At 39.1% G+C, this 22803-nt stretch carries 19 protein-coding genes and 6 tRNA genes; 7 read left to right on the top strand and 18 right to left on the bottom strand.

Annotated features, from left to right (window positions below; translation table 11 throughout):
- Positions 1–114: 114 nt before the first annotated feature.
- Both BMY21_RS12945 and BMY21_RS12940 read left to right on the top strand, forming a co-directional pair.
- Positions 115–810, top strand: coding sequence for a hypothetical protein (locus tag BMY21_RS12945; RefSeq protein WP_074644866.1), 696 nt, complete (start codon positions 115–117; stop codon positions 808–810).
- Positions 779–1726, top strand: coding sequence for a hypothetical protein (locus tag BMY21_RS12940; protein ID WP_256210452.1), 948 nt, complete (start codon positions 779–781; stop codon positions 1724–1726). The genes BMY21_RS12945 and BMY21_RS12940 overlap by 32 nt, the downstream gene beginning before the upstream one ends.
- Here the strand turns inward: BMY21_RS12940 and BMY21_RS12935 are convergent.
- The 6 genes from BMY21_RS12935 to BMY21_RS12910 are packed head-to-tail and all read right to left on the bottom strand — an operon-like array spanning position 1723 to position 9512.
- Positions 1723–2808, bottom strand: a complete 1086-nt coding sequence (locus BMY21_RS12935; RefSeq protein ID WP_074644864.1) for an AI-2E family transporter — start codon at positions 2806–2808, stop codon at positions 1723–1725. The two genes, BMY21_RS12940 and BMY21_RS12935, sit on opposite strands and share 4 nt — an antisense overlap.
- Before the next feature lie 20 nt (positions 2809–2828).
- Positions 2829–4106: a serine--tRNA ligase gene (serS, locus tag BMY21_RS12930; RefSeq protein WP_074644862.1), complete on the bottom strand. Its 1278-nt coding sequence runs from the start codon at positions 4104–4106 to the stop codon at positions 2829–2831.
- 19 nt (positions 4107–4125) lie between these two features.
- Positions 4126–4845: an SIMPL domain-containing protein gene (locus BMY21_RS12925; protein ID WP_074644860.1), complete on the bottom strand. Its 720-nt coding sequence runs from the start codon at positions 4843–4845 to the stop codon at positions 4126–4128.
- A gap of 5 nt (positions 4846–4850) precedes the next feature.
- Positions 4851–6227 carry a DUF8523 domain-containing protein gene (locus BMY21_RS12920; RefSeq protein ID WP_074644859.1) on the bottom strand — a complete coding sequence of 459 codons (1377 nt, stop codon included), beginning with the start codon at positions 6225–6227 and terminating at the stop codon, positions 4851–4853.
- Positions 6224–6619: a hypothetical protein gene (locus BMY21_RS12915; protein WP_074644857.1), complete on the bottom strand. Its 396-nt coding sequence runs from the start codon at positions 6617–6619 to the stop codon at positions 6224–6226. Before BMY21_RS12915 ends, BMY21_RS12920 begins: the two co-directional genes overlap by 4 nt.
- Before the next feature lie 7 nt (positions 6620–6626).
- Positions 6627–9512 carry a chromosome segregation SMC family protein gene (locus BMY21_RS12910; RefSeq protein ID WP_074644855.1) on the bottom strand — a complete coding sequence of 962 codons (2886 nt, stop codon included), beginning with the start codon at positions 9510–9512 and terminating at the stop codon, positions 6627–6629.
- Positions 9513–9589: 77 nt separating this feature from the next.
- Here BMY21_RS12910 and BMY21_RS12905 point away from each other — a divergent pair, with 77 nt between their 5' ends.
- Positions 9590–9808 (top strand): hypothetical protein, encoded by a 219-nt coding sequence (locus tag BMY21_RS12905; protein WP_074644853.1) that lies wholly within the window; start codon positions 9590–9592, stop codon positions 9806–9808.
- Positions 9809–9848: 40 nt separating this feature from the next.
- Here the strand turns inward: BMY21_RS12905 and BMY21_RS12900 are convergent, their stop codons facing one another.
- From BMY21_RS12900 to BMY21_RS12865, 8 genes are all read right to left on the bottom strand, one after another.
- Positions 9849–10958, bottom strand: coding sequence for a glycosyltransferase family 4 protein (locus BMY21_RS12900; RefSeq protein WP_074644851.1), 1110 nt, complete (start codon positions 10956–10958; stop codon positions 9849–9851).
- Positions 10949–12067, bottom strand: coding sequence for a DEAD/DEAH box helicase (locus BMY21_RS12895; protein ID WP_074644849.1), 1119 nt, complete (start codon positions 12065–12067; stop codon positions 10949–10951). Before BMY21_RS12895 ends, BMY21_RS12900 begins: the two co-directional genes overlap by 10 nt.
- A 2-nt stretch (positions 12068–12069) precedes the next feature.
- Positions 12070–13344, bottom strand: a complete 1275-nt coding sequence (gene clpX, locus BMY21_RS12890) for an ATP-dependent Clp protease ATP-binding subunit ClpX (RefSeq protein WP_074644847.1) — start codon at positions 13342–13344, stop codon at positions 12070–12072.
- Positions 13345–13356: 12 nt separating this feature from the next.
- Complete coding sequence (gene clpP / locus BMY21_RS12885; RefSeq protein ID WP_074644845.1) at positions 13357–13956, bottom strand: ATP-dependent Clp endopeptidase proteolytic subunit ClpP; 600 nt, start codon at positions 13954–13956, stop codon at positions 13357–13359.
- Between the two features lie 219 nt (positions 13957–14175).
- Positions 14176–15531, bottom strand: a complete 1356-nt coding sequence (gene tig, locus BMY21_RS12880; protein ID WP_074644843.1) for a trigger factor — start codon at positions 15529–15531, stop codon at positions 14176–14178.
- Positions 15532–15616: 85 nt separating this feature from the next.
- Positions 15617–15688 (bottom strand) — tRNA-Gly (locus tag BMY21_RS12875).
- Between the two features lie 34 nt (positions 15689–15722).
- A tRNA-Gly gene (locus tag BMY21_RS12870) sits at positions 15723–15794 on the bottom strand.
- A gap of 23 nt (positions 15795–15817) precedes the next feature.
- Positions 15818–15897 (bottom strand) — tRNA-Leu (locus tag BMY21_RS12865).
- 143 nt (positions 15898–16040) lie between these two features.
- On the opposite strand from BMY21_RS12865, the gene BMY21_RS12860 reads away from it, so the two are divergent.
- From BMY21_RS12860 to BMY21_RS12845, 4 genes are all read left to right on the top strand, one after another.
- A complete protein-coding gene (locus BMY21_RS12860; protein ID WP_074644841.1) occupies positions 16041–17570 on the top strand; it encodes an adenylate/guanylate cyclase domain-containing protein in 1530 nt (509 codons plus the stop codon).
- Positions 17571–17668: 98 nt separating this feature from the next.
- Positions 17669–17741 (top strand) — tRNA-Lys (locus tag BMY21_RS12855).
- A gap of 42 nt (positions 17742–17783) precedes the next feature.
- A tRNA-His gene (locus BMY21_RS12850) sits at positions 17784–17855 on the top strand.
- 58 nt (positions 17856–17913) lie between these two features.
- Positions 17914–17987: transfer RNA gene (locus BMY21_RS12845), tRNA-Arg, on the top strand.
- A gap of 75 nt (positions 17988–18062) precedes the next feature.
- Here the strand turns inward: BMY21_RS12845 and BMY21_RS12840 are convergent.
- The 4 genes from BMY21_RS12840 to BMY21_RS12825 are packed head-to-tail and all read right to left on the bottom strand — an operon-like array spanning position 18063 to position 22801.
- Positions 18063–19523, bottom strand: coding sequence for an ATP-binding cassette domain-containing protein (locus BMY21_RS12840; protein WP_074644839.1), 1461 nt, complete (start codon positions 19521–19523; stop codon positions 18063–18065).
- Complete coding sequence (locus BMY21_RS12835) at positions 19520–20326, bottom strand: hypothetical protein (RefSeq protein WP_074644837.1); 807 nt, start codon at positions 20324–20326, stop codon at positions 19520–19522. The genes BMY21_RS12840 and BMY21_RS12835 overlap by 4 nt, the downstream gene beginning before the upstream one ends.
- Positions 20310–21188 (bottom strand): ABC transporter permease subunit, encoded by an 879-nt coding sequence (locus BMY21_RS12830; protein WP_074644835.1) that lies wholly within the window; start codon positions 21186–21188, stop codon positions 20310–20312. The genes BMY21_RS12835 and BMY21_RS12830 overlap by 17 nt, the downstream gene beginning before the upstream one ends.
- A 14-nt stretch (positions 21189–21202) precedes the next feature.
- Entirely contained in the window at positions 21203–22801 is a 1599-nt protein-coding gene (locus BMY21_RS12825) for an ABC transporter substrate-binding protein (RefSeq protein WP_074644832.1), read from the bottom strand.
- Between the last annotated feature and the right edge of the window lie 2 nt (positions 22802–22803).

The following is a 22803-nucleotide window of genomic DNA, read 5'->3' as shown; positions in this document are numbered from 1 at the left end:
TATCGTTCACTAAAATAAATATAAAAAAACGGTAAATTTAGCCTTCTGTTAATGACGATGATTATAAAGTATGCTAATATAATTAGCATCGAATTTATTATTCGGGAGTTTTTGTTGAAAAAAGTATTTAATTCTGTAATTCTTATATTCTCTTTTTTAATTCCTTTACTAACCATTTCATGCAGTAATACACAGGAATCAAAACTCGTATATACAGAAAATAATACAATTAAACAGAATGTAAAAGAAAAGGAACAGAACATTACCTGGACCATGGAACTTGAAGGTGAAAGACTTACAAAGAAAATCAACCGTGGTTCAATGCAGTTAGGTTCGGATGTTCCTTATACAAAAGACTTATATAAAATCTCAAAAACATATCAGCGTCCTGTTTATCCTTCAATTGAGGATTTTGGAAGTCTTGATACAAGAGATTTACGTGTTTCAGTAAAAGAGAAGGTAAATACTTTTTGTACGGCTTTTGCATCTGAAGGGCATATTGGAGCTGATTCTTATTTCAGTAAAAAGTATATCTTTAATTATGTATTTTTCCTAAAAGACTTTGAAGAAGGCTGGATAAAATATTTCGGAAAATTAAAAACAAACAAATCTTCACCTTTTAAAAGATGGCTTTTCGGTGAACCTTTTAATGGTCCGGATTTTATTCAGATTCCTGTGCGTTTTTACGCAGACTGTGGTACAATAGATATGACAATGTTTCTTAATTCTTCTGGAAACAATGAATTCTACCAGATTACTATAGACAGGTGGCAAAAGTATGATGGAACACGACAAACTGACAGGAATTGAACGGGAACTGGTTCTTCAGTATCTCATTGATGGAAATGTTCCTGTAACTCTTACTCCAATTGAAGATAATATTTCATCTGATAAAGAAGACTTTGAAGGTGAAATCCGCTCCCTGACTTCTCAAATCTTTCCAGTTGCAATAAAAAGTGAAAATATGAAAGTAAAGAAGGATGGAATGATTCTTCTTGAAAATCCTGCCCAGGCAATAAAAAACTTTGCAAATAAAAAGGTAAAGGTTGAGTTCTATTTCAATAGAGTCGGCTTATATTTTATTTCCCCCGTAACAGTTACTAAAAAGGGCCTCACTCTTGCTATCCCTGATCAGATTGAACGCATTGCAGATATTGAAGAAGATTCAGATTATGATTTTTCTTCTGTGATTTATTTTGATTGCAAATCCCGCCGTGATTTAAATCTTAAGTGCATTCCAACAGAAGGTATTGAGCTCTTTGTTAGACCTGTATGGAAAATAATAGCACTGGAATATCAGAAAAAAGCAAAAGAGCTGTTAGAGCAATTTGTAGAACAGGCAAAACAGGAAAAAAATGCAGGAAATGGTATTCAGCTTATTCCAGTTTGTAAATATCTTTCAGAACCTCATAAAACCGGTCTGGAAGCAATGGAAAACAGGGTAAAACCTTTTTCAATTCTATTTGTTGATCATGAGAGACTTGTTGTAGGAATGGAAACTTCTTCCTGTACTTTCTTTGAAAATGAAGAGTATGGAATTAAACTTTCTTTCTCAATAAAACGAGGTCCTATTCTTACAAGAGATATCTTTGTAACTAGCCTGGTAAATAAAATCTACCGCAGTGCAGATGGCCTTTATTCCAGTGTTGATTTCCGTTATACAACACTTCAGGAAGAAGATTTACGATTCCTCTATGAAAAGGCCACAAGTACTCTGTTTAATTAGTCTGCTGTTTTATTTGAGTTAGACTGCCGCGGATCATTTCCAAGGAAGATTGCAGCACCTTTCATATAATCAAGATTCTCACAGATAATCTTAATAATAACAGTAAGCGGTACTGCAAGAAGCATTCCTGTAAATCCCCAGATATATCCCCAAACAGAAAGACTTATCAGAATAGCCACAGGAGAAATACCAAGATTTTTACCTTCAATACGAGGCTCGAGAATATTTCCGAGAATCATATTTATGGCTGTCAGGAAAATCAGAATAAAAAGTGTTTTTCCCCAGTTTGGATAAAACTGAATCAAAGAGAAAAGGGTAGTTAAACCTACAGAAATGATTGAACCGAAAATTGGAATAAAGTTCATGATAAAGGCAAGGAATCCCCATACAATTGGGAAATCCAATCCGAGAAGCCAGGTTGTAAGAAAACTGAGTACACCAGTTGAAAGTGAAATAAAGAACTTGATGGAAACGTATCTTACTGTCTGATTAACAATCTGATGAGAAATTCTTGAAACTTTCTCGCGGTTATCCTTAAATGCATAATAAATCTTACGCTTTGTAAGGCGCATTTCAATGAGAATAAACGCAGACATAATAGAAATTAAAAACAGTGTTTTGCTGAATGAGATTACACCTGAAGAAAGAGCTACAGCGGTTTTCTGTGCATATTCACGAACCTTTAATGAAGTCCAGAGATTCTGGATAAGGCTCTTTGAATTATCTATTTCAAAATCAAGATTCTGGGCAATCAGCTGGAAAATAGACATGAATCTACTTTCATATTTAGGATATTCAGCAACAATTCCGGAAAGGCTTCCAACTAAGATAGATGTGATTCCAAGTAAAGCAACGAAAAAAAGTATTACGATTGTTAATGAAGATACAACCCATGGGATTCCGGTTTTAAGGTTGACTTTCTTTATGATTGGAAGAAGAACCAGCGAAAGTATAAAAGAAAGTACAACCGGAATTATAACGGAGGATATGGTTTTCAAAAGAAAACCAGCTAGCACAACTGAAAGAAACAGAAGCAGATAGAAGATCATTTTTGTGTAGCCAGGATTATTCTGATCGTCCATTGTATCCTCCGTATATTTTTTTATTTCTTTGGTAAAATCTTATCAAATCCACAGTAAGGAACGAGTACTGGTGGAATTGTAACTGAACCGTCTGCATTCTGATAGTTTTCAAGAATTGCGAGCATTGCACGGCCTACGGCAATTGCAGTTCCGTTCAATGTGTGAACGTACTTGTTCTTTCCGTCGTCGTCCTTGAACTTAATGTTGAGGCGGCGAGCCTGGTAGTCTGTACAGTTAGAAGTAGAAGTTACTTCACCGTATTCACCACCGTTGCGGCCAGGCATCCATGCTTCAAGGTCCCACTTGCGGTAAGCTGGAGCACCGAGGTCTCCGGTACAAGTATCTACAACATGGAATGGAAGTCCGAGGCCTTCGAAAATCTCCTCTTCAATCTGGCGAAGCTTTTCGTGAATTTCATCAGACTGTTCTGGAGTAGCATAAGCAAACATTTCTACTTTGTCGAACTGATGAACGCGGTAGAGTCCCTTAGAGAACTGACCGGCAGCACCTGCTTCGCGGCGGAAACAGTGTGAGAGTCCGCCGTAGAAACGTGGAAGGCTTGCCTTGTCGAGGATTTCATCCTGATGGTAACCACCGAGAGTAATTTCTGCAGTAGCTACGAGACAAGTTCCTTCTTCTTCGATTGAGTAAACGTTAGATTCGTTACCACGTGGGTTGAAACCGATTCCCTTAAGAACTTCTTCTTTAGCAACATCAGGTGTAATGAACATCTGGAAGTTGTGCTTGCGGAGAGTGTTGAGGGCGTACATAATCAAAGCCTGCTCAAGGAATACAGCTTCATTCTTAAGATAGTAGAACTTTGGACCAGATACTTTTGTACCGCGGTCAAAATCGATGATGTCGAGTGATTCGCCAAGCTGAACATGATCCTTTGGTTCAAAGTCGAACTTGCGTGGAGTTCCAACTTTCTTAACTTCGAGGTTTTCTGTATCGAGCTTTCCAACCGGTGCATCTGGATGAACCATGTTTGGAATCTGGCGTGCAGCTTCTTCGAGAGCAGCTTCTGTTTCTTTTGTTTCAGCTTCTACAGAAGTGATTTCGTCTTTAATTGCTTTTCCGGCAGCAATGAGCTCGTTGCGTTTTTCAGGATCTAGCTTCTGCTTCATAGCCTGTGCGTTTTCATTACGCTTCTGCTGAAGGCCCTGAAGTTTTGTAACAAGGGCAGTGCGCTTATCAAAAAGCTCTACAACATTGTCTGCATCAGCTGTCATATTGCGGTTTACGATATTCTGTTTTACCGCATCAAGATTATCTTTAATAAATTTGTAGTCCAACATATATTTAGTCCTCTTTTATTTAGTTAGCAAGTTCGTATTTTACAGTTACATTAGATGTAATTGTGATGTTTCCTTCAACGATTGGTGTAGGAACTCCAGAAGCACTGTCCATAGAAACTGCCTTAAACATCATTTCGTTTCCTCTGCCAGCGCTTGTGTAATCTTCACGGATTTCAAGAACTCCGTTTACCTTACAACCGCTTGCACCTGCGAGAAGGGAAGCTGCATCCTGTGCATTCTTAATTGCAAGAGTACGAGCTTCGCGAAGTGCAGTTGCCTTGTCAGATACAAGATACTCAAAAGAAGTAATTCCGTTTGCACCTGTATTGTTCTTTACGGCTGCATCAATTACCTTTCCTGTAAGGTCAATATTTCTGATAACTACAGCGATAGTGTTTCTTACTGTGTATTCACCGGCATAGTTATGAGAATTATCCTGAGTAATTGAATAATCGAATGTAGAAATATCTGATTCAGGAATACCAGCTTCTTTGATTGCAGCAATAGTATTCGCTGTATTTATTGCATTTCTTTCTGCTACCTGTGGACAGTTCCAGCCTGTAGTTCTTACAATAAACTTCATAGATACCATATCAGGCTTTACGGAAACGCTGCCTGAACCCGAGACTGTTATTGAGCGGACAGGAGCATCTTCCTTTGCAGGACGGCCAAGCATACAGGATGAAAATAAGGCAGCGCCCAATCCAATAATAAGAATAGATTTAATCATTTTTTTCATAGAATCTATCTAACCTCCATATAGAATCTTTTTAAATATATAATACGCTTATTTGCACTGTCCCAGTATTTACTTGCAGGATAGTTCTTTGTAAGCGATGTATATGCTTCAATTGAGCCTTTTATATCACGTATATTTGATTTAGCTTCGAGAATCTGTCCTTTAAGATAAAGAGCTTCATCACGGTTATCTGTTGAATACTCAAAGAACTGATTAAGTTTATTGAGTGCGGCTGCATACTCTTTTTCATTATACAGAAGTTGAGCTTCTTTTAAAAGCGTTGTTGAATCTGAAACCTGAGCTGCTGGAATTGGCTCACTAGTCTGATTTTCCTGAGGTGCAGGTTGTTCTTCTTTAACAACAGTTTTCTGTTCTACTGTTTTAGTCTCTTTTGGTTTAGAAGCAGCTACAGGAGTTGGAACTGGTGCTGGAGTTTCAGATGCAGTTTCTTCTTTTTCTGAAGCTTCGTCCTCATCAGCCGGTTTTACTGGAATTTCTTTTTTCTGAACAGGAAGTTTATATTCTGGTGCTTCGATATGAGTTTTATTTGAACCGTTTTCTGCAAGAATTACAATTTCAAGATAATCATCAAGATATTTTCCTGTAAGAGGATCGTTTCTATAGAAATGAACAATCTTAGTTCCTGCAGTGCGTGCCTGAAGAGTAAACTTTGTATCCTTTGTTCCAAGCTTGCGTCCAAAGTATGCAATATCTTTTGAGTTATCTGTAAGACCCATGTAAATCCAGCCGGTACCAGGGTAGGTAACATCAAGATATTCAAACTTCTTGAGAGTTATAGAGCGTGATGGAACTATTGTTTTTTGAGTATCGCTGTAATCTTCATCAGAATCAGAGTCTTCATCTGTAATATCAATTCCACCACCGATGACTGTAATTCCATCATCATCTGAAGAAGAGTCAATAACTACATCAGGAGTTTCAGTACTTGTGTCTTCTGATACCTGACCTTCTGAGTTATTTTCACTTTCTGTTGTATCTGCCGCATCTTCAGCTTCATCTGCTTTATTCTCTTCATTAGAAGGACTTTCTTCTATCTCTGAGATTACAGGTGGTTCTTCTGTTTCAACTTCTTCTGAAGCAGGTTCTGTATCCTCTGCAGAAAGCTCTGTGTCTTCTACCGGTTCAAGAGTAATAATTTCAGGTTCTTCTATAACCTCAAGTTCTGGAAAACTTTCTGAGCTTAAAACTTCATCTGAGGCAGTATTTTCTGAATCATCTGAGGTAGCTTCAGTTTCTTCTGCATCAGCTTTTACTGTATCAGGTGCTTCTGTTTGAGATTCAGTTTCTGGAGCGGTTTTAGATGCACAGGAAGTAAAACATAGCGTAAAAGCACATGCGGATGCTATGAGTATTTTTTTCATGGTGCAGCTCCTGTTATTTCATTTATTAAATTATCATTAGCTTTTGAAAGCGAATCAATTTCTTTTTGTGTCGGAATAGTAAACCATTGTTCAGTTTCTTCCTCCGACCATTTATCTTTTGTTGTTCGGGAAGCAGTATAATCTTTTGGAAGCTCCGGTCCATCAGGAATTGCAAGCGGCTCTGTAAGTTCGAGAACAGAGCCTGGAACAACCTCCGGTTCTTTTTTCTTTCCTGCAAGAACTATTATAAGGATAATACATATAAGCAAAAGTGCTGTAAGACCCGCTATAATATATGAAAGCATTTTGTTTTCTTCATAAAACTCACGAATCTTTTCAAAAATTGAGGAAGCCTTTTCTTTTATGTTATCAAGAAGTCCCTGAAAATCCATAGCTTACCTATACACGCTTTGGAGGTCTTGGAGGAAGTACAACGCCTTCTTCATCCGGAACCTCTTCATCCTTAAAGTCATCCTGGTTATGGTCAACAATTGTTCCACGTTTAATATCTTCATCAAGACGGAGAGCAATAATCTTACTTACACCAGACTCTTCCATTGTAATACCAAGCATTGTAGAAGCACCCATTACAGTTTTCTTGTTATGAGTGATTACGATGTACTGGCTGACACTTGCAAAGCTTTCAAGCGCAGTTACAAAAGAAGAAACGTTCTTGTCATCTAGGGCGGCATCAATCTCGTCGAGAAGACAGAATGGACTAGGGCGGACCTGATATGTTGCAAAGAGGAGGGCAACCGCAGTCATTGTCTTTTCACCACCGGAAAGCAGGGCAATGTTTTCAAGCTTCTTTCCTGGCGGCTGTGCGTAAATATCAATACCTGAAGACAGGATGTTTGCAGGATCTGCAAGTTTAAGTTCAGCACGTCCTCCGTTGAAAAGGCGGCGGAACATATTATGGAAGTTCTTCTTAATCTGATTGTATGTTTCAAGGAACATTTCTGCAGATTTAGATTTGATTTCTTCACTTACGCGAACGAGGTTTTCAAGAGACTTCTGAGTATCCTCGTAGTTTGTGCGCTGGCGTTCGTAGCGTTCCTTTACTTCATTGAACTCTTCCGGAGCCATAAGGTTTACGCTTCCAAGTGCAGCAAAATCTTTTTTTGCTTCTGAAAGCTTTTCGCGGAGTTCTGTAGCAGGAGTTGTAATCTTGTACATACGCTCTTCAAATTCTATAAGATCGCGTGAATACTGATCCTGAAAGTTCTGCTTAACGTTTCTGATGTCGTTATCTGCAGAGTTCAAAGAAAGCGACAGTCTTTCAAACTGCTCCTGATATTTATTCTGTTCTTCGCGTTTCTTATCCAGAGTATCACTCTTTCCTGAAACGCTCTTGTTTGCTTTTGCGATTTCTTCGTCGAGCTTGTTCATTTCGTCGGCAAGCTGTTTACCGCGGTATTCAATTTCTGCAAGTTCATCCTGATACTGGTTGATCTGCTCGTTGAGTTCTTCAGCACGCTTTGTTTCTACATAAAGCTCGTCCTGAGTTTCACGGAGTGTTGTCTGTTCTCCAGTAAGCTGACGGTTAAGTGTGTTTATCTGATTCTGGCTTGCAGTAATCTGTTCCTGCATCTGAATCTCATTAAGCTTGAGCTTCTGAAGTGTATCACGGTATTCATTGATTTTGGTTGTGAGTTCGCTGTTCTTTGAGTGAAGCTCTTTAATCTGATTATTTATATCATCAACCTTATCGCGGTTCTGATTGATTTTATCATCAATTCCGCGCTTTTTAGTCATGATACCTTCTGGAGAAAGGAATTCTGTAATAAAGGCTGGAGAAGCATCCTGATATTTTTTGAGGGAAGCTTCAACTTCTGCCATCTGACGGCCGGCTTCTTCAAATGCTTCAACAGCTTCACTTGCAGTTTTACCAGCTTCTTCTGCACTGAGTTTTCTTGCTGCATAATCAGAGAAAATGTTTTTGCGGCCATCAAGGAAGATTTTAAGTTTTGCAAAATTCTGTTCGAGTTCTTCTTTTGCAATACGCAGTGCACCTTCACTAAAACCTGCATCCTTGAGTTTTGCATCAAGCATTGAAACAATGTCTTCTGTAATAGCTGCAAGTTCTTTCTGCAGGCCGGCGCGTTCTTCTTCAAGCTGACCAATCTGAGTGCGGAGAGAATCAGCCTTGCGGTCATTGTCTGTAATCTGGCGGCTGCTTGTTTCAATGTTTTTCTGGAAAGATTCTATATTAGTCTTAATGTCATTGAGCTGCTTATTCTTTTCATGAAGAATTGCATTGTTTTCATCAATTTCTTCCTGAACAGTATCAATGCGTTCCTGAATGGCAGAACAGCGTCCTTCAAGACTGTTAAGCTTTTCTTTCATAAGAAGAGCCTGCTGATTCTGCTGTTTAATCAGTTCGAGTTTACCGTTTTTCTCCTGACCGATTGCAAGAAGTTTTGCCTGTTTATTATAAAGGTCTTCCTGCATGGCCTTAACTTTGTCCATGTTTTCAGAAATTGTATTGTTGATTTCTTCAATTTCCTGACGAACCTTATCTCGTTTTTCCTGAACTTTTTTGAGTTCTTCTTCATGACGGGCTTTGTCTGTTACAAAGTTTTTAAGACGGAGAAGGGTAAGGTCAAGTTCATAAAGATAGATGTCTTCTTTAAATTTGCGGTATTTAATTGTTTTTTCAGACTGAACCTTGAGAGTGTCGTACTGACGTTTAATTTCTCCCATGGCAATTTCAATCTGAGTCATGTTCTGACGGGTACGTTCAAGTTCGCGTTCTGCTTCTGCAACCTCTGCCTTTGAGCGGCTGATACCTGCGGCTTCTTCAAAAAGATAGCGGCGGTCTTCCGGTTTGCTCGAAAGAATCTGGTCGATTTTTCCCTGCTCCATAACAGAGTAGGCTGCTTTTCCGACACCAGTATCCATAAAAAGACGGCGGATTTCTGTAGGGCCGGCAGGGCGTTTATTGATAAAATATTCCTGATCTCCAGAACGATAGAGACGACGGGTAATAGCAATTTCTTCTTCATCAAGAGGGAGTAATCCCTTGTCGTTTGCAATTGTAAGGGTTACTTCTGCTGTATTGAGTGCAGGACGACGCTCTGTACCGTTAAAAATAACGTCTTCCATTTTTTCTGCACGGAGATTTTTAGAATTGCGTTCTGCAAGTACCCATTTAATTGAATCGACTACGTTACTTTTACCACAGCCGTTTGGACCGAGTAAGGCAGTAATACCCTCTGCAAAGTCGATATGAGTTTTATCTGCAAATGATTTGAATCCGTGTATATCAAGACTTTTTAAAAACACAATCACTCCTAAGTATAGTCTTAATATTATAGTGAATTTTATAGATATTTGAAAGTAGTTTATTGAAGGAAGTATTTATGAAGAAACGAAGTCTTGAACTGCTGTGTCAAAAAGATGTATGTAAAATTTGGCGCGAGGGAGCGGAGTTGCGTGTCAAAATGACTTTGTGTGTGGCTGCCGCGAGAGCGGCAGGTAATATAGTTACTTTACCACACACAACGTCAAGCGCATTATTGCGCGTTTTTGATATGCAAATACGCGACAGGGAGCCAATGTTTACGATTATTTTTTTATAATTCAGAAGCCCTGAAGACTGACATCTTTTAATGATATCTGTTATCCAATAATACTCTTAATAGTCTTAGAAACAGTATCTTCCCAGTTGAACTCTTTTGCCCACATAATACCATCGGTAATCATGTTTTCACGAAGCTCTGTTTCTTCAACAACCTTCTGCATGTTTGTTGCAACCTGGTCAATATCATCAGAATTAAAATAAAGTGGTGCTGTTCCACCGATTTCTTTAAGAGCACCTTTATCAGAACATAATACGGGAATTCCACAAGCCATTGCTTCGAGTATTGGAAGTCCTACGCCTTCGTTGATTGAAGGGAAAAGACATGCTTCTGCACCTCCGTAAAGACGTGCAAAATTCTCGTGAGGGAAAAAGCCTGTAAGGAAAATATCGCTTGCAAACTGAGAATTAAATGCGGCTTTATGAATTTCTTCTGCAAAAGGACCGTCATTTCCTGCAAGAACAAGACGATGTGGTGCACCTGTATTTCTTTTGAAAAGCTCAAAGGCTTTAATCAATTCAATATGTTTCTTTTCAGGACTGGAAAGGGTAGAGCCATAAACAAAGTAAGGTCGTTTAATTGCAAATGGCTTTACATCAACAATTTCATCTTCAAAAATATCTGCCATCGGGAAGAAAATCTTGTGATCAATGCCGTTATGAATAACACTGATTCTGTTTTCTGAAACTCCAAGCTTTACAAGGTCATCTTTTATATATTTTGATGCGGCAATAATCTTTTGTGCCTTTAAAATTCCTTTTTTCAGCTGATGTTTTTCTTTACCGCTTTTATCTGCAATTTCAGAAGACATGATACTGTTGATAACTGCAACACCAATATGATTTTTATATTTTGGTGGAACCATTCTGCATGCAGTTGGATAAATTACTGCATCATAGCCCTGTTTCTTAATAAAACGGTTAGCATGATATTTATACCAGCGGCGAAGAGCTCTTGGTGTATCCAGCAGCTTTATCGCTGAATAAGGGATATCTGTTCCGGATGTATATGTATAACGGTCTTCTTCTGTACCAAACAGTTCAATCTGAATATCAGGATTCTTTGGGAGATTTGAAATAAAGTATAGAATATATGAACCAAAACCAGAGCGTCCGTGATCTCCGCCCAAGGTATCAATTGCTATTCGCATGGTTGTACCACCTTTCCGTTTCTAATCTCTTTAGGATAAACTGTAATACCAAGTTTCTTTTCGAGAATGGCAAAATGTCTCATTTCCCATTCATCTCCAATTACAATATTGATTCCAGTTTTTCCGGCTCTTGCTGTACGTCCACTTCGGTGAATGAAAAAATCTTCATCTGAAGGGAAGTCCATCTGAATTATATGAGAAATATCAGGGATATCCAATCCTCTGGCGGCCAGGTCACTTGTAATAAGAATCTTTTCTTTTCCGCTGCGGAAACGGTCAATAGCAGCCTTGCGTTTCTGCTTATCGGTTTTTGCATGAAGGGCAGCACAGGCTACTTTTTTATAAGTCAATTTATTGTAAATGTTTTCTACCTGATCAGCACGAGATGTAAAAATCAGTGCCTTTGTAGGATTTTCTGCAGCTAAAAGTTTTCTGAGTGTGTCAATTTTATCTCTGGTTTCTGCGTAGATTGCCCAGTGAGTTATACGTTTTTTAAGAACATCTTCCGGTGGCATAACGACATTCTTTGCATCAGCAAAAAATATTTTTGTCTGCTTACTGAGGGTTGCAGTACAGGCAATAATCTGAGTTCCGCCTGGAAGAAGGTTTCTGAAAGCTGAAGTGTCTTCAATTGATTCTTTTTTTACGAGGCGGTCTGTTTCATCAAAAACAGCAGCAAAAAGACCGTCAATCTTAAGCTTTTTAAGATGAATAAGTTCAACGAGGCGTGCTGCTGTACCAATAATGATTTCAGGTTTTTCCTTAAGTGTTTCTATCTGGCGTTTTAATGGAGCTCCACCAATCATAAGTGCAGATTTATGTGAGGTAACAGTTTTGCATGCACAGTTTATCTGTGAAGCAAGTTCAAAGGTCGGTGCTACAACAATTATGCGAACCTTCTGATGATCTGTTATTGTTTCAAGTTTATTTATGAGTGGAAGAAGGTATGCAAAGGTTTTTCCTGTTCCTGTTTCTGATTCAAAAAGAACATTTTCCCCGCCGAGAATGCGGGGAATTACTTCTGCCTGAACAGGAGTAGGTGTGGAAATAGACAGAGCAGAAAGGCTCTGTCTTAAATTATCTGATAGCTGTGCAAATACATCTGCCATATTTAAGCACTTTCAATTGCAGCTGTGTCAGTTTTGATGAGAGACTCAATGTTCTTTTCTTTCCCCTGAACAATTTTCTTTGTAACTGTAAAGGTTTTCTTTCCCTTGATATCAGGAATCTTGAACATTACGTCCATCAGCATTTTCTCAACGATTGTACGAAGTCCGCGCGCACCTGTCTTCTGACGGATTGCCTCATCTGCAATTTCTTCAATAGCGTCTTTTTCGAACTCAAGCTTAACATCATCAATATTGAATGATGCCTGGAACTGCTTTGTGATAGCATTCTTAGGTTCTGTAAGTACGCTTACAAGGTCATCGCGTGTAAGCTCTTTGAGAGCGCAGGTAATTGGCATACGACCGATAAGTTCTGGAATCAAACCAAACTTTACAAGGTCATCCGGAGTAACCTGATTCAAAAGCTTCATCTTGTCTTCGTCGGTCATCTGACCAACTTCTGAGCCAAAGCCCATTGCGTGAGATGAAACGCGCTGTTCAATAATCTTATCAAGGCCAACAAAAGCTCCACCAAGAATAAAGAGGATGTTTGTTGTATCAATCTGAAGCATTTCCTGGTTAGGGTGCTTACGTCCGCCCTGTGGAGGAACGCTGGCAACTGTACCTTCAATAATTTTCAAAAGTGCTTGCTGAACACCTTCACCACTTACATCGCGTGTAATAGAAGTGTTCTCGCTCTTGCGTGCAATCTTATCAATTTCATCAATAAAGATGATTCCACGTTCTGCAGCTTCAATGTTTCCGTCTGCAGCGTTAATCAACTTCAAAAGAACGTTTTCAACATCTTCACCAACGTATCCGGCTTCTGTAAGGGTAGTGGCATCTGCAATTGCAAATGGTACCTTAAGACGCTGTGCAAGAGTGCGGGCAAGAAGAGTCTTTCCGCTACCTGTTGGTCCGATTAAAAGAACGTTAGATTTTTCAATTTTTACAGCATCTTCAGCAGCCTGTGCTGCAGCAGAAACTGACATTCTCTTATAGTGGTTGTAAACAGCAACAGAAAGTGTTTTCTTTGCTTCTTCCTGTCCTACAACATAGCTGTCGAGATATTCTTTGAACTCACGTGGAGTAGGTACGTCTTTAAGTTCAATAGGAGTTACATCAGCTTCCTGCTGGTCTAAGATTCCCTGACAGATTGCAACACACTTATCACAGATAAAAGTATTGCCGCTTGGACCTGTAATTAACTTACGGTCTTTGCTTGCTGTGCTTCCGCAGAAAAAGCAGAAAACGTCATTATTGCTTCCAAATCTTTTCATAAAAATCTCCAGTTATTTGCGTGATGGCATTACGTGGTCGATCACGCCGTAATCAGCAGCTTCCTGTGCCGACATGAAAAAGTCGCGCTCAATATCTTCAGCAATTTTGTCTTTAGTTTTTCCAGTGTCATTAGCAAGATATTCTATAGAAAGCTTCTTTAATCTGATAATTTCCTTTGCAAGAATGCTGATATCACTTTCCTGTCCTTCAACACCACCACGTGGCTGGTGAATCATAACACGGCTTGAAGGAAGAGCATAACGCTTACCCTTTGTTCCACCTGCAAGGAGAATTGCAGCCATGCTTGCTGCCTGTCCCATACAGATTGTCTGAATATCGCATTTTACGTATTTCATTGTATCATAGATTGCAAGACCAGCAGTTACAGCTCCTCCAGGAGAGTTGATATAAATACTGATATCTTTTTCCGGATTTTCTGATTCAAGGAAGAGAATCTGAGCTACGACAAGGTCTGCCATCTGGTCGTTAATTTCGCCATCGATGAAAACGATTCTGTCTTTAAGAAGTCTTGAAAAAATATCGTAGCTGCGTTCCCCGTTACCTGTTTTTTCAACAACGTATGGAACCAGTGTGTTCATGCTTTCGTTCATAAAATCCCCTTTAGTACAACTAGTGTATCATATTAAATATACTGAATTTTTTGATTATTGGGTAGTGTAAATAAATAAATTTCTTACAGAGCTAAGGAGTGCATGGAGAGAAAAAAATACGTCATTGCGAGCCAAAGGCGTGGCAATCCATATTAAAAAGATTGCCACGTCGCTTCGCTCCTCGCAATGACGTATCTTTATATCAATGAAGATATTTGATTACTGAACGTTAGAGAAGAGGTCTTTGAAAGACATCTTGTCGCCCTTAGAAACCTTAACTTCCTTATAGATTTCGTCGTAAAGTTTGTTTTCTTTAGCGTCGTCGATAAGGTATTCTTTAGCGCGTGGATCTTCGTAGTGCTTCTTAACTTCTTCTACAGTCATTCCACCTTCTTCAGCAATCTTAGCATACTGTGCTTCGATTTCTTCTGGAGTTACGCTGATGTTGCGGTCGCGGATGAGGCAGTCTACGATGATACGAGACTTAAGCATCTTTTCGCTGTCGCCTGTCCACTGCTCAAGCATAGCTTCCTTTGTCTGACCAGAAGCTGCAATCATCTTGTCGAGCTGTTCTGGAGTTGTCTGGAACTGCTGTGCCATCATTCTCCAGCGGCCATCAAGTTCTGCCTGAAGCATAGAAGCAGGAATGTCGAACTTGTTCTTTTCAACAAGCTGCTCGAGGAGAGAATTGTTCTTCATTTCCTTTACGCGGCGGCTTGCAGCAAGCTCCATGTTCTTTTTGATGTCTGCTTTCATGTCAGCGAGAGTCTTGTACTTCTCGTTGCAGTCCTGAGCAAAATCATCGTCGAGAGCAGGGAGGTCACGAATCTTTACAGCCTTGATTGTTACGCGGATTTTCTTTGTCTGACCAGCGAGTTCTGGATCAGCATCATCCTTCTTGTATTTCTTTGTGATGTCTTTAGTTTCATCTTTCTTCATACCGATGATTTCGTCATCAATCTTGTAGATGTTTTCGCCGCTTCCAACTGTGAATACGAAGTCAGAGCGTTCTGAACCTGCGATTACGTTTCCGTCTTCTCCAAGTTCTGAGTAGTTGATTGTTACGATATCATCTTTTGCAACAGTTGCATCTTTCTTTTCGATAACCATTGCATTTCTTTCCTGCATAGACTTGAGCTCTTCTGCCAAATCATCATCAGAAACTGTAACCTGTGGCTCTTTTACATTTACGCCAGAGAAATCTTTTACAGTTACTTTTGGGAATACGTCATAGTGTACTGTATATGTAAGTTCTTTTGTGATGTCGAGTTCTGGAGCCTTGTCCATTACAGGCTGTGAATATGGAAGAGGGCGGTTTTCTGTTTCTTCCTTGAAGATTTCATCGAATGACTGATCAATGAGAGTTCCGATTGTGTCGGCTTTAATAGAATCTCCGTATTTGCGTTCCAAAACATTCTGAGGTACATGACCCTTACGGAAACCTGGAATCTGAGCGTGCTTTACATAGTTAGCAAGTGTTGATTTGTAAGCGCTCTCTACTTCTGCTTTTTCAATTGTTACAGTAAGCTCAACTGCCGATTTTTCAAGACTCTTGAATTCTTTCTTAAGTTTCAAAATGGTACTCCTGAGTAAGGCCGCTTGGCCTGTGTTTTAATAAAAAAATAGAGACACAAAAAATTGCGTCTCTATATAAGATTCAAGCGGAAAACGGGAGTCGGACCCGCGACATCCACCTTGGCAAGGTGGCGCTCTACCACTGAGCTATTTCCGCATTATTCTGTATTACAGGCAAACGCCTTTAATCGAGCGGAAAACGGGAGTCGGACCCGCGACATCCACCTTGGCAAGGTGGCGCTCTACCACTGAGCTATTTCCGCATAAATCTTGTTTGTAGTCAAAGTGCGGGGGGAGAGACTTGAACTCTCACGCCGAAGCACCAGATCCTAAGTCTGGCGTGTCTGCCAATTCCACCACTCCCGCGAGTGAAAAATCACATTCAAGTCTTGCGACTACGGTATGTAAGAATATAGAAATAAGTGGATTATGTCAAGATAGGAGCATTGTTTTTATTAGATTTTCATAATTTTTCTTGAAAGCATGAAATAGTATGATAAAATAAAATCATGGAGTTAAACAAAAAGTTAATTGCAAAAATGACAGCAATATACGGTCTTATTGTTGTTGTTTCCAATATGATTGCAGTTCTGGTTCCTCAGTTTATTTCTATTCCAGTTTTTGATGAAGACAATATTGAAAAGTGGGAAAGCTTTTTAAGACAGAATAATCTTTCTATGATTGCAATGCTGTTCGCATTTCTAATACCTGCTTTTGTTTGTATAATTTATGCTAAACGTATTTTTAAAACCGATGAAAAAATAGTTAAAAATATTGCTGAAATTCCATCCGTTTTTTCTCTTTCATCAGTTATTGGATGGAATGTTTACTATTTAATTGAAATTCCATTTGTTCTTTATGCAAAATCATATTTTGGTATTCATATAAAAGCGATTCTTATTTCCAGCTGGGGATTTGCTCTTTTTTCGGGAATGACAGCCTGGACTTTATGCTATCTTCCTATTGAAATATTGAATCGAACAGTTCTTCTTCCAAAGGTCTTTCCTGAAGGTCATATTTCAAGACAGAACTTTTCTGTACGTCCTTCTTTTAAGCATCTTATGCTTTACTGTTTTATGGTCTCTTCTGTTTTTCCTGTTATTATTCTGCTTTCAAGCCTAATATCAGTTCAGATAAATAATGGACTTGCAATTAACAGGGGTGTTATTTTTGTTTCAGTACTGCTATTAATAATTGCTTTTACAATAACAATAAGCCTTTCAAACCTGATATTGAATCCTCTGAAAAATTTGACTGAAGCATCAAAAAGAATTCAAAGCGGAGATTATAAATCAAGGGTAGGGATTGTTACTGCAGATGAGTTAGGGCTTCTTGCAGACAGTTTTAATGACATGTCGGACTCCCTTGCAGAAAAAGAGTTTATGCGGGATACCTTCGGTAAGGTTGTTGATCCTGAAGTCCGGGATTATCTGATGGGGAATGGAAAAGAATCTTTGGGAACAACGCTTGGCGGTGAAACCCGCGAAGTAACAGTTCTGTTTTGTGATATAAGAAGCTTTACTGCTATGAGTGAAAAAATGGAAGCGTCTGCAGTAGTACAGCTTTTGAATAAATATTTTACTGCTCTTGGAAAATGTATTACAGCTCATCATGGAATCATAAATAAATATATTGGTGATGCAATTATGGCAATTTTCGGAGCTCCTGTTAGTTCAAATAACAGTGCAAAAGATGCCCTTGATGCTGCTTTAGATATGAGAAAAGCTCTTGTTGAAGTGAATAAGGATTTTGAAGCAGAGGGCCTTCCTCAGCTAAAGTTTGGTATTGGAATTCATACTGGTCCTGTTTTTGCAGGAACAATAGGAGCAGCTAATCGTATGGAATATACTGTAATAGGGGATACTGTAAATACTGCCAGCCGGCTCGAATCTCTTTGTAAAAACTATACGACTGATTTGCTGCTTTCAGAAGCGTCTGCAGAAAGAATTGATGAAAATAATGAACTTGATTTTATTGCAGATGCTCAAATCCGCGGAAAAACTGAAACAATGAAGCTTTATACAGTTAGAAAAAAATAATAAAAAAAATTAAAAAAATTGTTAAAAAATGCACTAAAGCACTTGATTAAAAGTTATGTTTCATGTATATTCATTATCACTAAGTCACTTACGACTTCGGGCCATTAGCTCAGCTGGTAGAGCAACAGACTCTTAATCTGTGGGTCGCAGGTTCGATCCCTGCATGGCTCATTAAAGCTTCTTGCCAAAAACAAGGAGCTTTTTTTTAATACGGTGCCTATAGTTCAGCGGTAGAGCGCCAGATTGTGGATCTGGTTGTCGTCGGTTCGATCCCGACTAGGCACCCTGGGTGCAGGAAATAAACTTCTTGCACCTTTTTTTTTGATGGCAATTTTGCCAGAATGCGCCTGTAGCTCATCTGGATAGAGCACCGGACTTCGAATCCGGTGGTAGGAGGTTCGAATCCTCTCAGACGCATAAATTGATTTCCATAAAAAAGGGGCTGTCCATTTCAATATGGACAGCCCCTTTTAAATTGTATTTGCTTTCTATTTATTTTTCGATTGCATACATACCAACTAATTCTGGGAAATCGTAATTCTTTTCAATGAAGTATCTCAAATCGAAATCTTCATGTGTTACAACAACCAGAATTGTTGCATGGCTTGCAAGATAATCTGAAATTACCTTCATTACATTCAAACGTGTGTCAAAGTCAATATGTGCAAATGGTTCATCCAGAAGGAGGATGTCAGGCTTTGCAGTCAAAGCACGGGCAATATCCATACGCTTCATTTCGCCGGAAGAAAGCATCTGTGGCTTACAGTCAAGGTGAGCTTTTGTAAGGCCAACCTTTTCCAGGTTTTCAGCAAGTCCTTCAATAGTTCCTTCGTTTCCTGCATTAACAATCTGCTGGAATGAATCGCGAATCTTTAAATCCGGGAAGAACGAGAAACGGGAATCCTGCTGAACAACAGCCATTCTCTTTCTGAAAGGCTTGAATACCTTAGGATCGCGGCCATTTTCATATGGCTTAAGCGCAACAAGGTCGTTACCTTCCATAAGAATCTGACCGGAAGTTTCATCAAGAAGACGCAAAATTGCTTTAATAGTACTTGATTTACCGCATCCAGAAGGTCCTGTAATACCGTAAATTGTAGAACGCTCAAATGTAAGGTTCAGGCCTTCAAAAGCAGTGAACTTTCTTTCACCAAACAGACCGCGCTTATTATAGCGCTGAGCAACGTTCTTCAATTCAATGGCAGAACCCGAAGCACCTTTTTTAGCCTCTGGTTTTTCGTATCCTTCCATTTCTGGAAGCTGTTCAATCTTGCTGAGAACGCCATCTTCGAGCTTATATGCGTCTGTAAGAGTAAGGCGCTTAATAAAGTCGAGGTCATGGCTAACCATAAGGAATGTCTTTGTCTTATCACAAAGGATTTCTTTGTTTAAGAATGCAACAAAGTTCTTTCTAAGGTTGCGGTCAAGGTTTACAGTTGGTTCATCAAGAAGAATAAGGTTACCTTTGCGTGAAAGCAGAATCATCAATGTAATACGCTGCATTTCACCACCGGAAACTTCATCCGGATAGAGGCGGGCAAATGCTTCAAAGTCCAGGGTAAAGAATTCCTTAAGGCGGCGTACAATCTCCGGCCGGCATCCAGGTGCCAGCAAGGCAAGGTTCTGATCAAGTGTTAATGCCGAGTTCATTACCTGCGCAGTTTCTGCAGGAATAAACATAAGGCCTGACTGTTCAATCTGAGTCCACTGATTAAATCCCAGTTTTTCACCATCAATATAAGCATCAATTCCGTTTACCTTCATGCTTCCTTCAAACTTAAAGATATGCATTGGTAAAATTCCGGCAATTGATTTAAGAAAAACTGATTTACCAGTTCCGGTCGGTCCCATAATAACAGAAGCCGAACCTGCTTCAATTGAAAAATCACATTTGTTAAAAGTAATTCTATCTCTGAGATGAATACAAAAATCTTTTAATTCTACAGGTTTCATGCTTCCTCCTTCTTATCACCAAGTACAATAAGGAAAGCAGTACTTAAAGCAATCAGGATAACAGATGGAATCCAGAACATGGAAGGTGTTCCATCGAATCCTAACAGTGTACGGCGGTACAAGGCAATTAAAGCACCAGGGCTTGTATGCTGTGGAGTACCAGTTGCTCCAAGACCTACCTGGATAACAAAGCCGAATGATGTATCAAGAACCAGAGTCTTAAGCAAAATGCCTGCAACAACACGCTTTAATGTATCTTTCATTAATGCAGTTTTCATCAGAACAGAAAGGATTCTGCCCTTTGCAAAACCGTAAGAACGGAATGAAACGCTATATTTCTGATGATACAAATCAGAAAGTGGAATAGAAATACTTCTTACAGCTTCAGGCAAAACAGTTGCAGTAGATGCAAGTACAAACACAGCAAGTGAAAGGAATGCAGATGTATTACCTGAACTCTTTGCGAGAGCACCAGAAACTGGAGCATAACAGAAGAGGGCAATAAGAATAGAAGGGATTGATTCTATGGCATTCAAAATGTTTGAAAAGAAACGTCCTACTTTTAATGACAAAACACTCAAAAAGCCAAGTATATAGCTGATGAGCATTGCAAAAATCATTGTAGAAACTAAAGTAATAGAAAGTTCTTTTACAGAGTTGAAGAGTATGCGTATATAATCTGCATCACGCAATTCTTCAGAGAAAATACCACTAAACCATGTCCAGGGAAGCCATGAAATAATCAATGGCAAGATAAACAATACTACTACAGTATATTTTAAGATGTTAAATTGCTTTTTCATATACCCTCGGATAAATCAGGAATAGTATCGTTTTTACAAGGAACGATACAACAGCATTTATACACAAAAGTACAAATACTGAAGTAACAAGAAGGTCAGTATTAGTCTGTACAAGAGCATCAATTAAATTACTTCCCAAGCCTGGGAAACTGTATGCAATTTCAGCAATTGTAACTGATCCAATAATTGCAGGAACCTTTCCTGCAAGATAAGGAATAAAGCGAGGTAAACTTGACTGGAAAAGATATCCAGAATAAGTACCTGGCAGCGGGAAGAATCTTCCAAGATTTCTTCCTAAAGTTGAGAAAACAATAGCATGTGTCTGATTTACCTGACTAATCATGTCTGTTTTCAAGAAGTTGGTAGCATCCCATGAAAGGCCACCCAGAACAACAGTTACCAGAGCAATGAAAAAGAGGGGTACGCCATTTCCAAAAGTTACATAAGCTACCCAGAAACCGATAAACAAAGGAATAGCAGCCAGAATAGAAGCGATAAAACTCCATACCTTTTCAATTTTTTCACCAGATTTCTTTGCAAAGTGGATAGCCATATATCTACTGGTTACAGCATAAGATGAACATACAAGTGCAATTAAAATTACAAATGCCAGGGAAATCATTGCTAAAGGAAAAGTCTGAATGGCACCGGCTACAATAATCTGTCCAGATGTAAAGCCAACAGTCTTTGAATTGGCATTACCGGAAATAAAAAGTAAAAAAGAACGGCCTGCATCTGCATAAGCTTCAGCAGGGGCTCCAATTGATAGAAGATAAAGTAACGAGAGAACTAAAGTTCCTACCACGGCAAAAATAATGCCGTGGAGGAGCAATTCTCTAACTAAAAAGCGTAAGAATCGCATTAATAACCTCTTAATTAGTTATCAAATTTCCATTCTTCTGCAGACAAGAACGGGTTATCTGTTGCTATATAGACGTTAGTTAAGCCGCGAGAGTAAACATCTTTCTGAAGAGAACAAAGTCCAATTGTAGGAGACAATTCACAGATTTCTTTATTAAGTAAAAGAGTCTGTTTAATCCAGTCTGCTGTTACAACTTCTTTTTCCCATGTATCAAAAAGTGAATCAAGTTTTTTGTTTGCAATACCAGTGATGTTTTCTGAAGCGTTTGTTCTGTACAGGCTGCCCATTGTTGAATAAATGTTATCAAAACCATCATAGTACATAAGAGCGAGTTCATAAGATTTCTCTTTGTATACCATTCTCTTAAATACCTGGTCACCAGTACGTTTAACTTCAACATTCAAACCGATAGCTTCAAGCTGTTTTGCGATACCATCTGCAAGCTGCTTACCGAATTCACCCATAGAGTCAGGATAGATAAGTTTTGCATTCTGTCCCTGAACATCACCTGTCTTAGCAAGTTTCTTAGCCTTTGAAAGATCATATGGCATAAGATCTGGGAGTGGTGTATTAGCATACTCTGGAATATTTACTTCAAAAAGATTTGATGGGAATGGACCGTAGTTGAGTACAACACCTTCTTCTTGATCTGTAATTCCTGGAACGAGTTCTGTTCTGTTCAACGCAGTTGCCATAGCCTGACGACCTTCTGCTTTAGGGAACAATTCTGTATTGATTGCGAGGCTATAGAATGCATATGGCATATAAGAATTGATATCTACCTTTGACATTTTTGCAACTGTGTCACGATCCATAGGGTTAGTTTCAAGTACGAGATTTACACGACCTTTGCTCAATTCGTTCATACGAACGATAGGGTCGATTACACGTTTGATAACAATCGATTCAACCTTTGGAACGTTTCTGAAGTAGAGACCATTTGCCTTGAATGTAAGCCATTTACCGATTTCCCAGCTCTGGAGCTTGTAAGGACCAGTTCCGATTGGCTCTGTAGCGAAACGTCTTTCGAGTTCACCGTCACGCATATTTACATCCATATCTTTTCCTTCGAATCTTGAAGGAATGATTTTGAATGTAAGAACAGGGTAAGCACGGAATTCAGGCATAGGATTTTTGAAAACAATCTGTACAGTCTTGTCATCAAGTGCTTCAACGCTTTCAATGAAAGAATTCAAGTAATCTCTTTTTGGAGAGTTATTTTCTTCAAGAACATAAGCGTTATAAGAATAAACAACATCTTCAGCGATAAGAGGGCTTTCATCATGCCATACTACATCTTCACGAAGTGTAACTATATAAGTTTTCTTATCTTTCTGATTCTGCTCAATGCTTTCTGCAAGAGCAAGTTCTGTGTAAAGCTGATTTGTCTGAGGGTCAACTTCAAAGTTTGTAAGACCATCAAAAATCAATTCACTGGCATTCATACCAGAAGTGTTCTGTTCCAGAACCGGATTAAGAGAATCTGGCAGTGTAGAAACAGCAGCTACAGCACCCTTTGGCTGTGCCTTCCAAATAACAACACCAACTACAGCAGCAACTACAACAAGTGCTGCTACGACAATAGAAATTATACTCTTCTTTCCTAATTTCATAC

This window comes from Treponema bryantii, from assembly GCF_900111035.1.
Lineage (GTDB): Bacteria > Spirochaetota > Spirochaetia > Treponematales > Treponemataceae > Treponema_D > Treponema_D bryantii_C.
Note: the sequence above shows the minus strand (reverse complement) of the source record. Positions and strands in the feature narration are given on the sequence as shown.

Excerpts from the sequence above, each read along its gene's own strand:
- BMY21_RS12940 (WP_256210452.1), top strand. The coding sequence starts at position 779 with ATGATGGAACACGACAAACTGACAGGAATTGAACGGGAACTGGTTCTT.
- BMY21_RS12935 (WP_074644864.1), bottom strand. The coding sequence starts at position 2,808 with ATGGACGATCAGAATAATCCTGGCTACACAAAAATGATCTTCTATCTG.
- serS (WP_074644862.1), bottom strand. The coding sequence starts at position 4,106 with ATGTTGGACTACAAATTTATTAAAGATAATCTTGATGCGGTAAAACAG.
- BMY21_RS12925 (WP_074644860.1), bottom strand. The coding sequence starts at position 4,845 with ATGAAAAAAATGATTAAATCTATTCTTATTATTGGATTGGGCGCTGCC.
- BMY21_RS12920 (WP_074644859.1), bottom strand. The coding sequence starts at position 6,227 with ATGAAAAAAATACTCATAGCATCCGCATGTGCTTTTACGCTATGTTTT.
- BMY21_RS12915 (WP_074644857.1), bottom strand. The coding sequence starts at position 6,619 with ATGGATTTTCAGGGACTTCTTGATAACATAAAAGAAAAGGCTTCCTCA.
- BMY21_RS12905 (WP_074644853.1), top strand. The coding sequence starts at position 9,590 with ATGAAGAAACGAAGTCTTGAACTGCTGTGTCAAAAAGATGTATGTAAA.
- BMY21_RS12900 (WP_074644851.1), bottom strand. The coding sequence starts at position 10,958 with ATGCGAATAGCAATTGATACCTTGGGCGGAGATCACGGACGCTCTGGT.
- BMY21_RS12895 (WP_074644849.1), bottom strand. The coding sequence starts at position 12,067 with ATGGCAGATGTATTTGCACAGCTATCAGATAATTTAAGACAGAGCCTT.
- clpX (WP_074644847.1), bottom strand. The coding sequence starts at position 13,344 with ATGAAAAGATTTGGAAGCAATAATGACGTTTTCTGCTTTTTCTGCGGA.
- clpP (WP_074644845.1), bottom strand. The coding sequence starts at position 13,956 with ATGAACGAAAGCATGAACACACTGGTTCCATACGTTGTTGAAAAAACA.
- BMY21_RS12860 (WP_074644841.1), top strand. The coding sequence starts at position 16,041 with ATGGAGTTAAACAAAAAGTTAATTGCAAAAATGACAGCAATATACGGT.
- BMY21_RS12840 (WP_074644839.1), bottom strand. The coding sequence starts at position 19,523 with ATGAAACCTGTAGAATTAAAAGATTTTTGTATTCATCTCAGAGATAGA.
- BMY21_RS12835 (WP_074644837.1), bottom strand. The coding sequence starts at position 20,326 with ATGAAAAAGCAATTTAACATCTTAAAATATACTGTAGTAGTATTGTTT.
- BMY21_RS12830 (WP_074644835.1), bottom strand. The coding sequence starts at position 21,188 with ATGCGATTCTTACGCTTTTTAGTTAGAGAATTGCTCCTCCACGGCATT.
- BMY21_RS12825 (WP_074644832.1), bottom strand. The coding sequence starts at position 22,801 with ATGAAATTAGGAAAGAAGAGTATAATTTCTATTGTCGTAGCAGCACTT.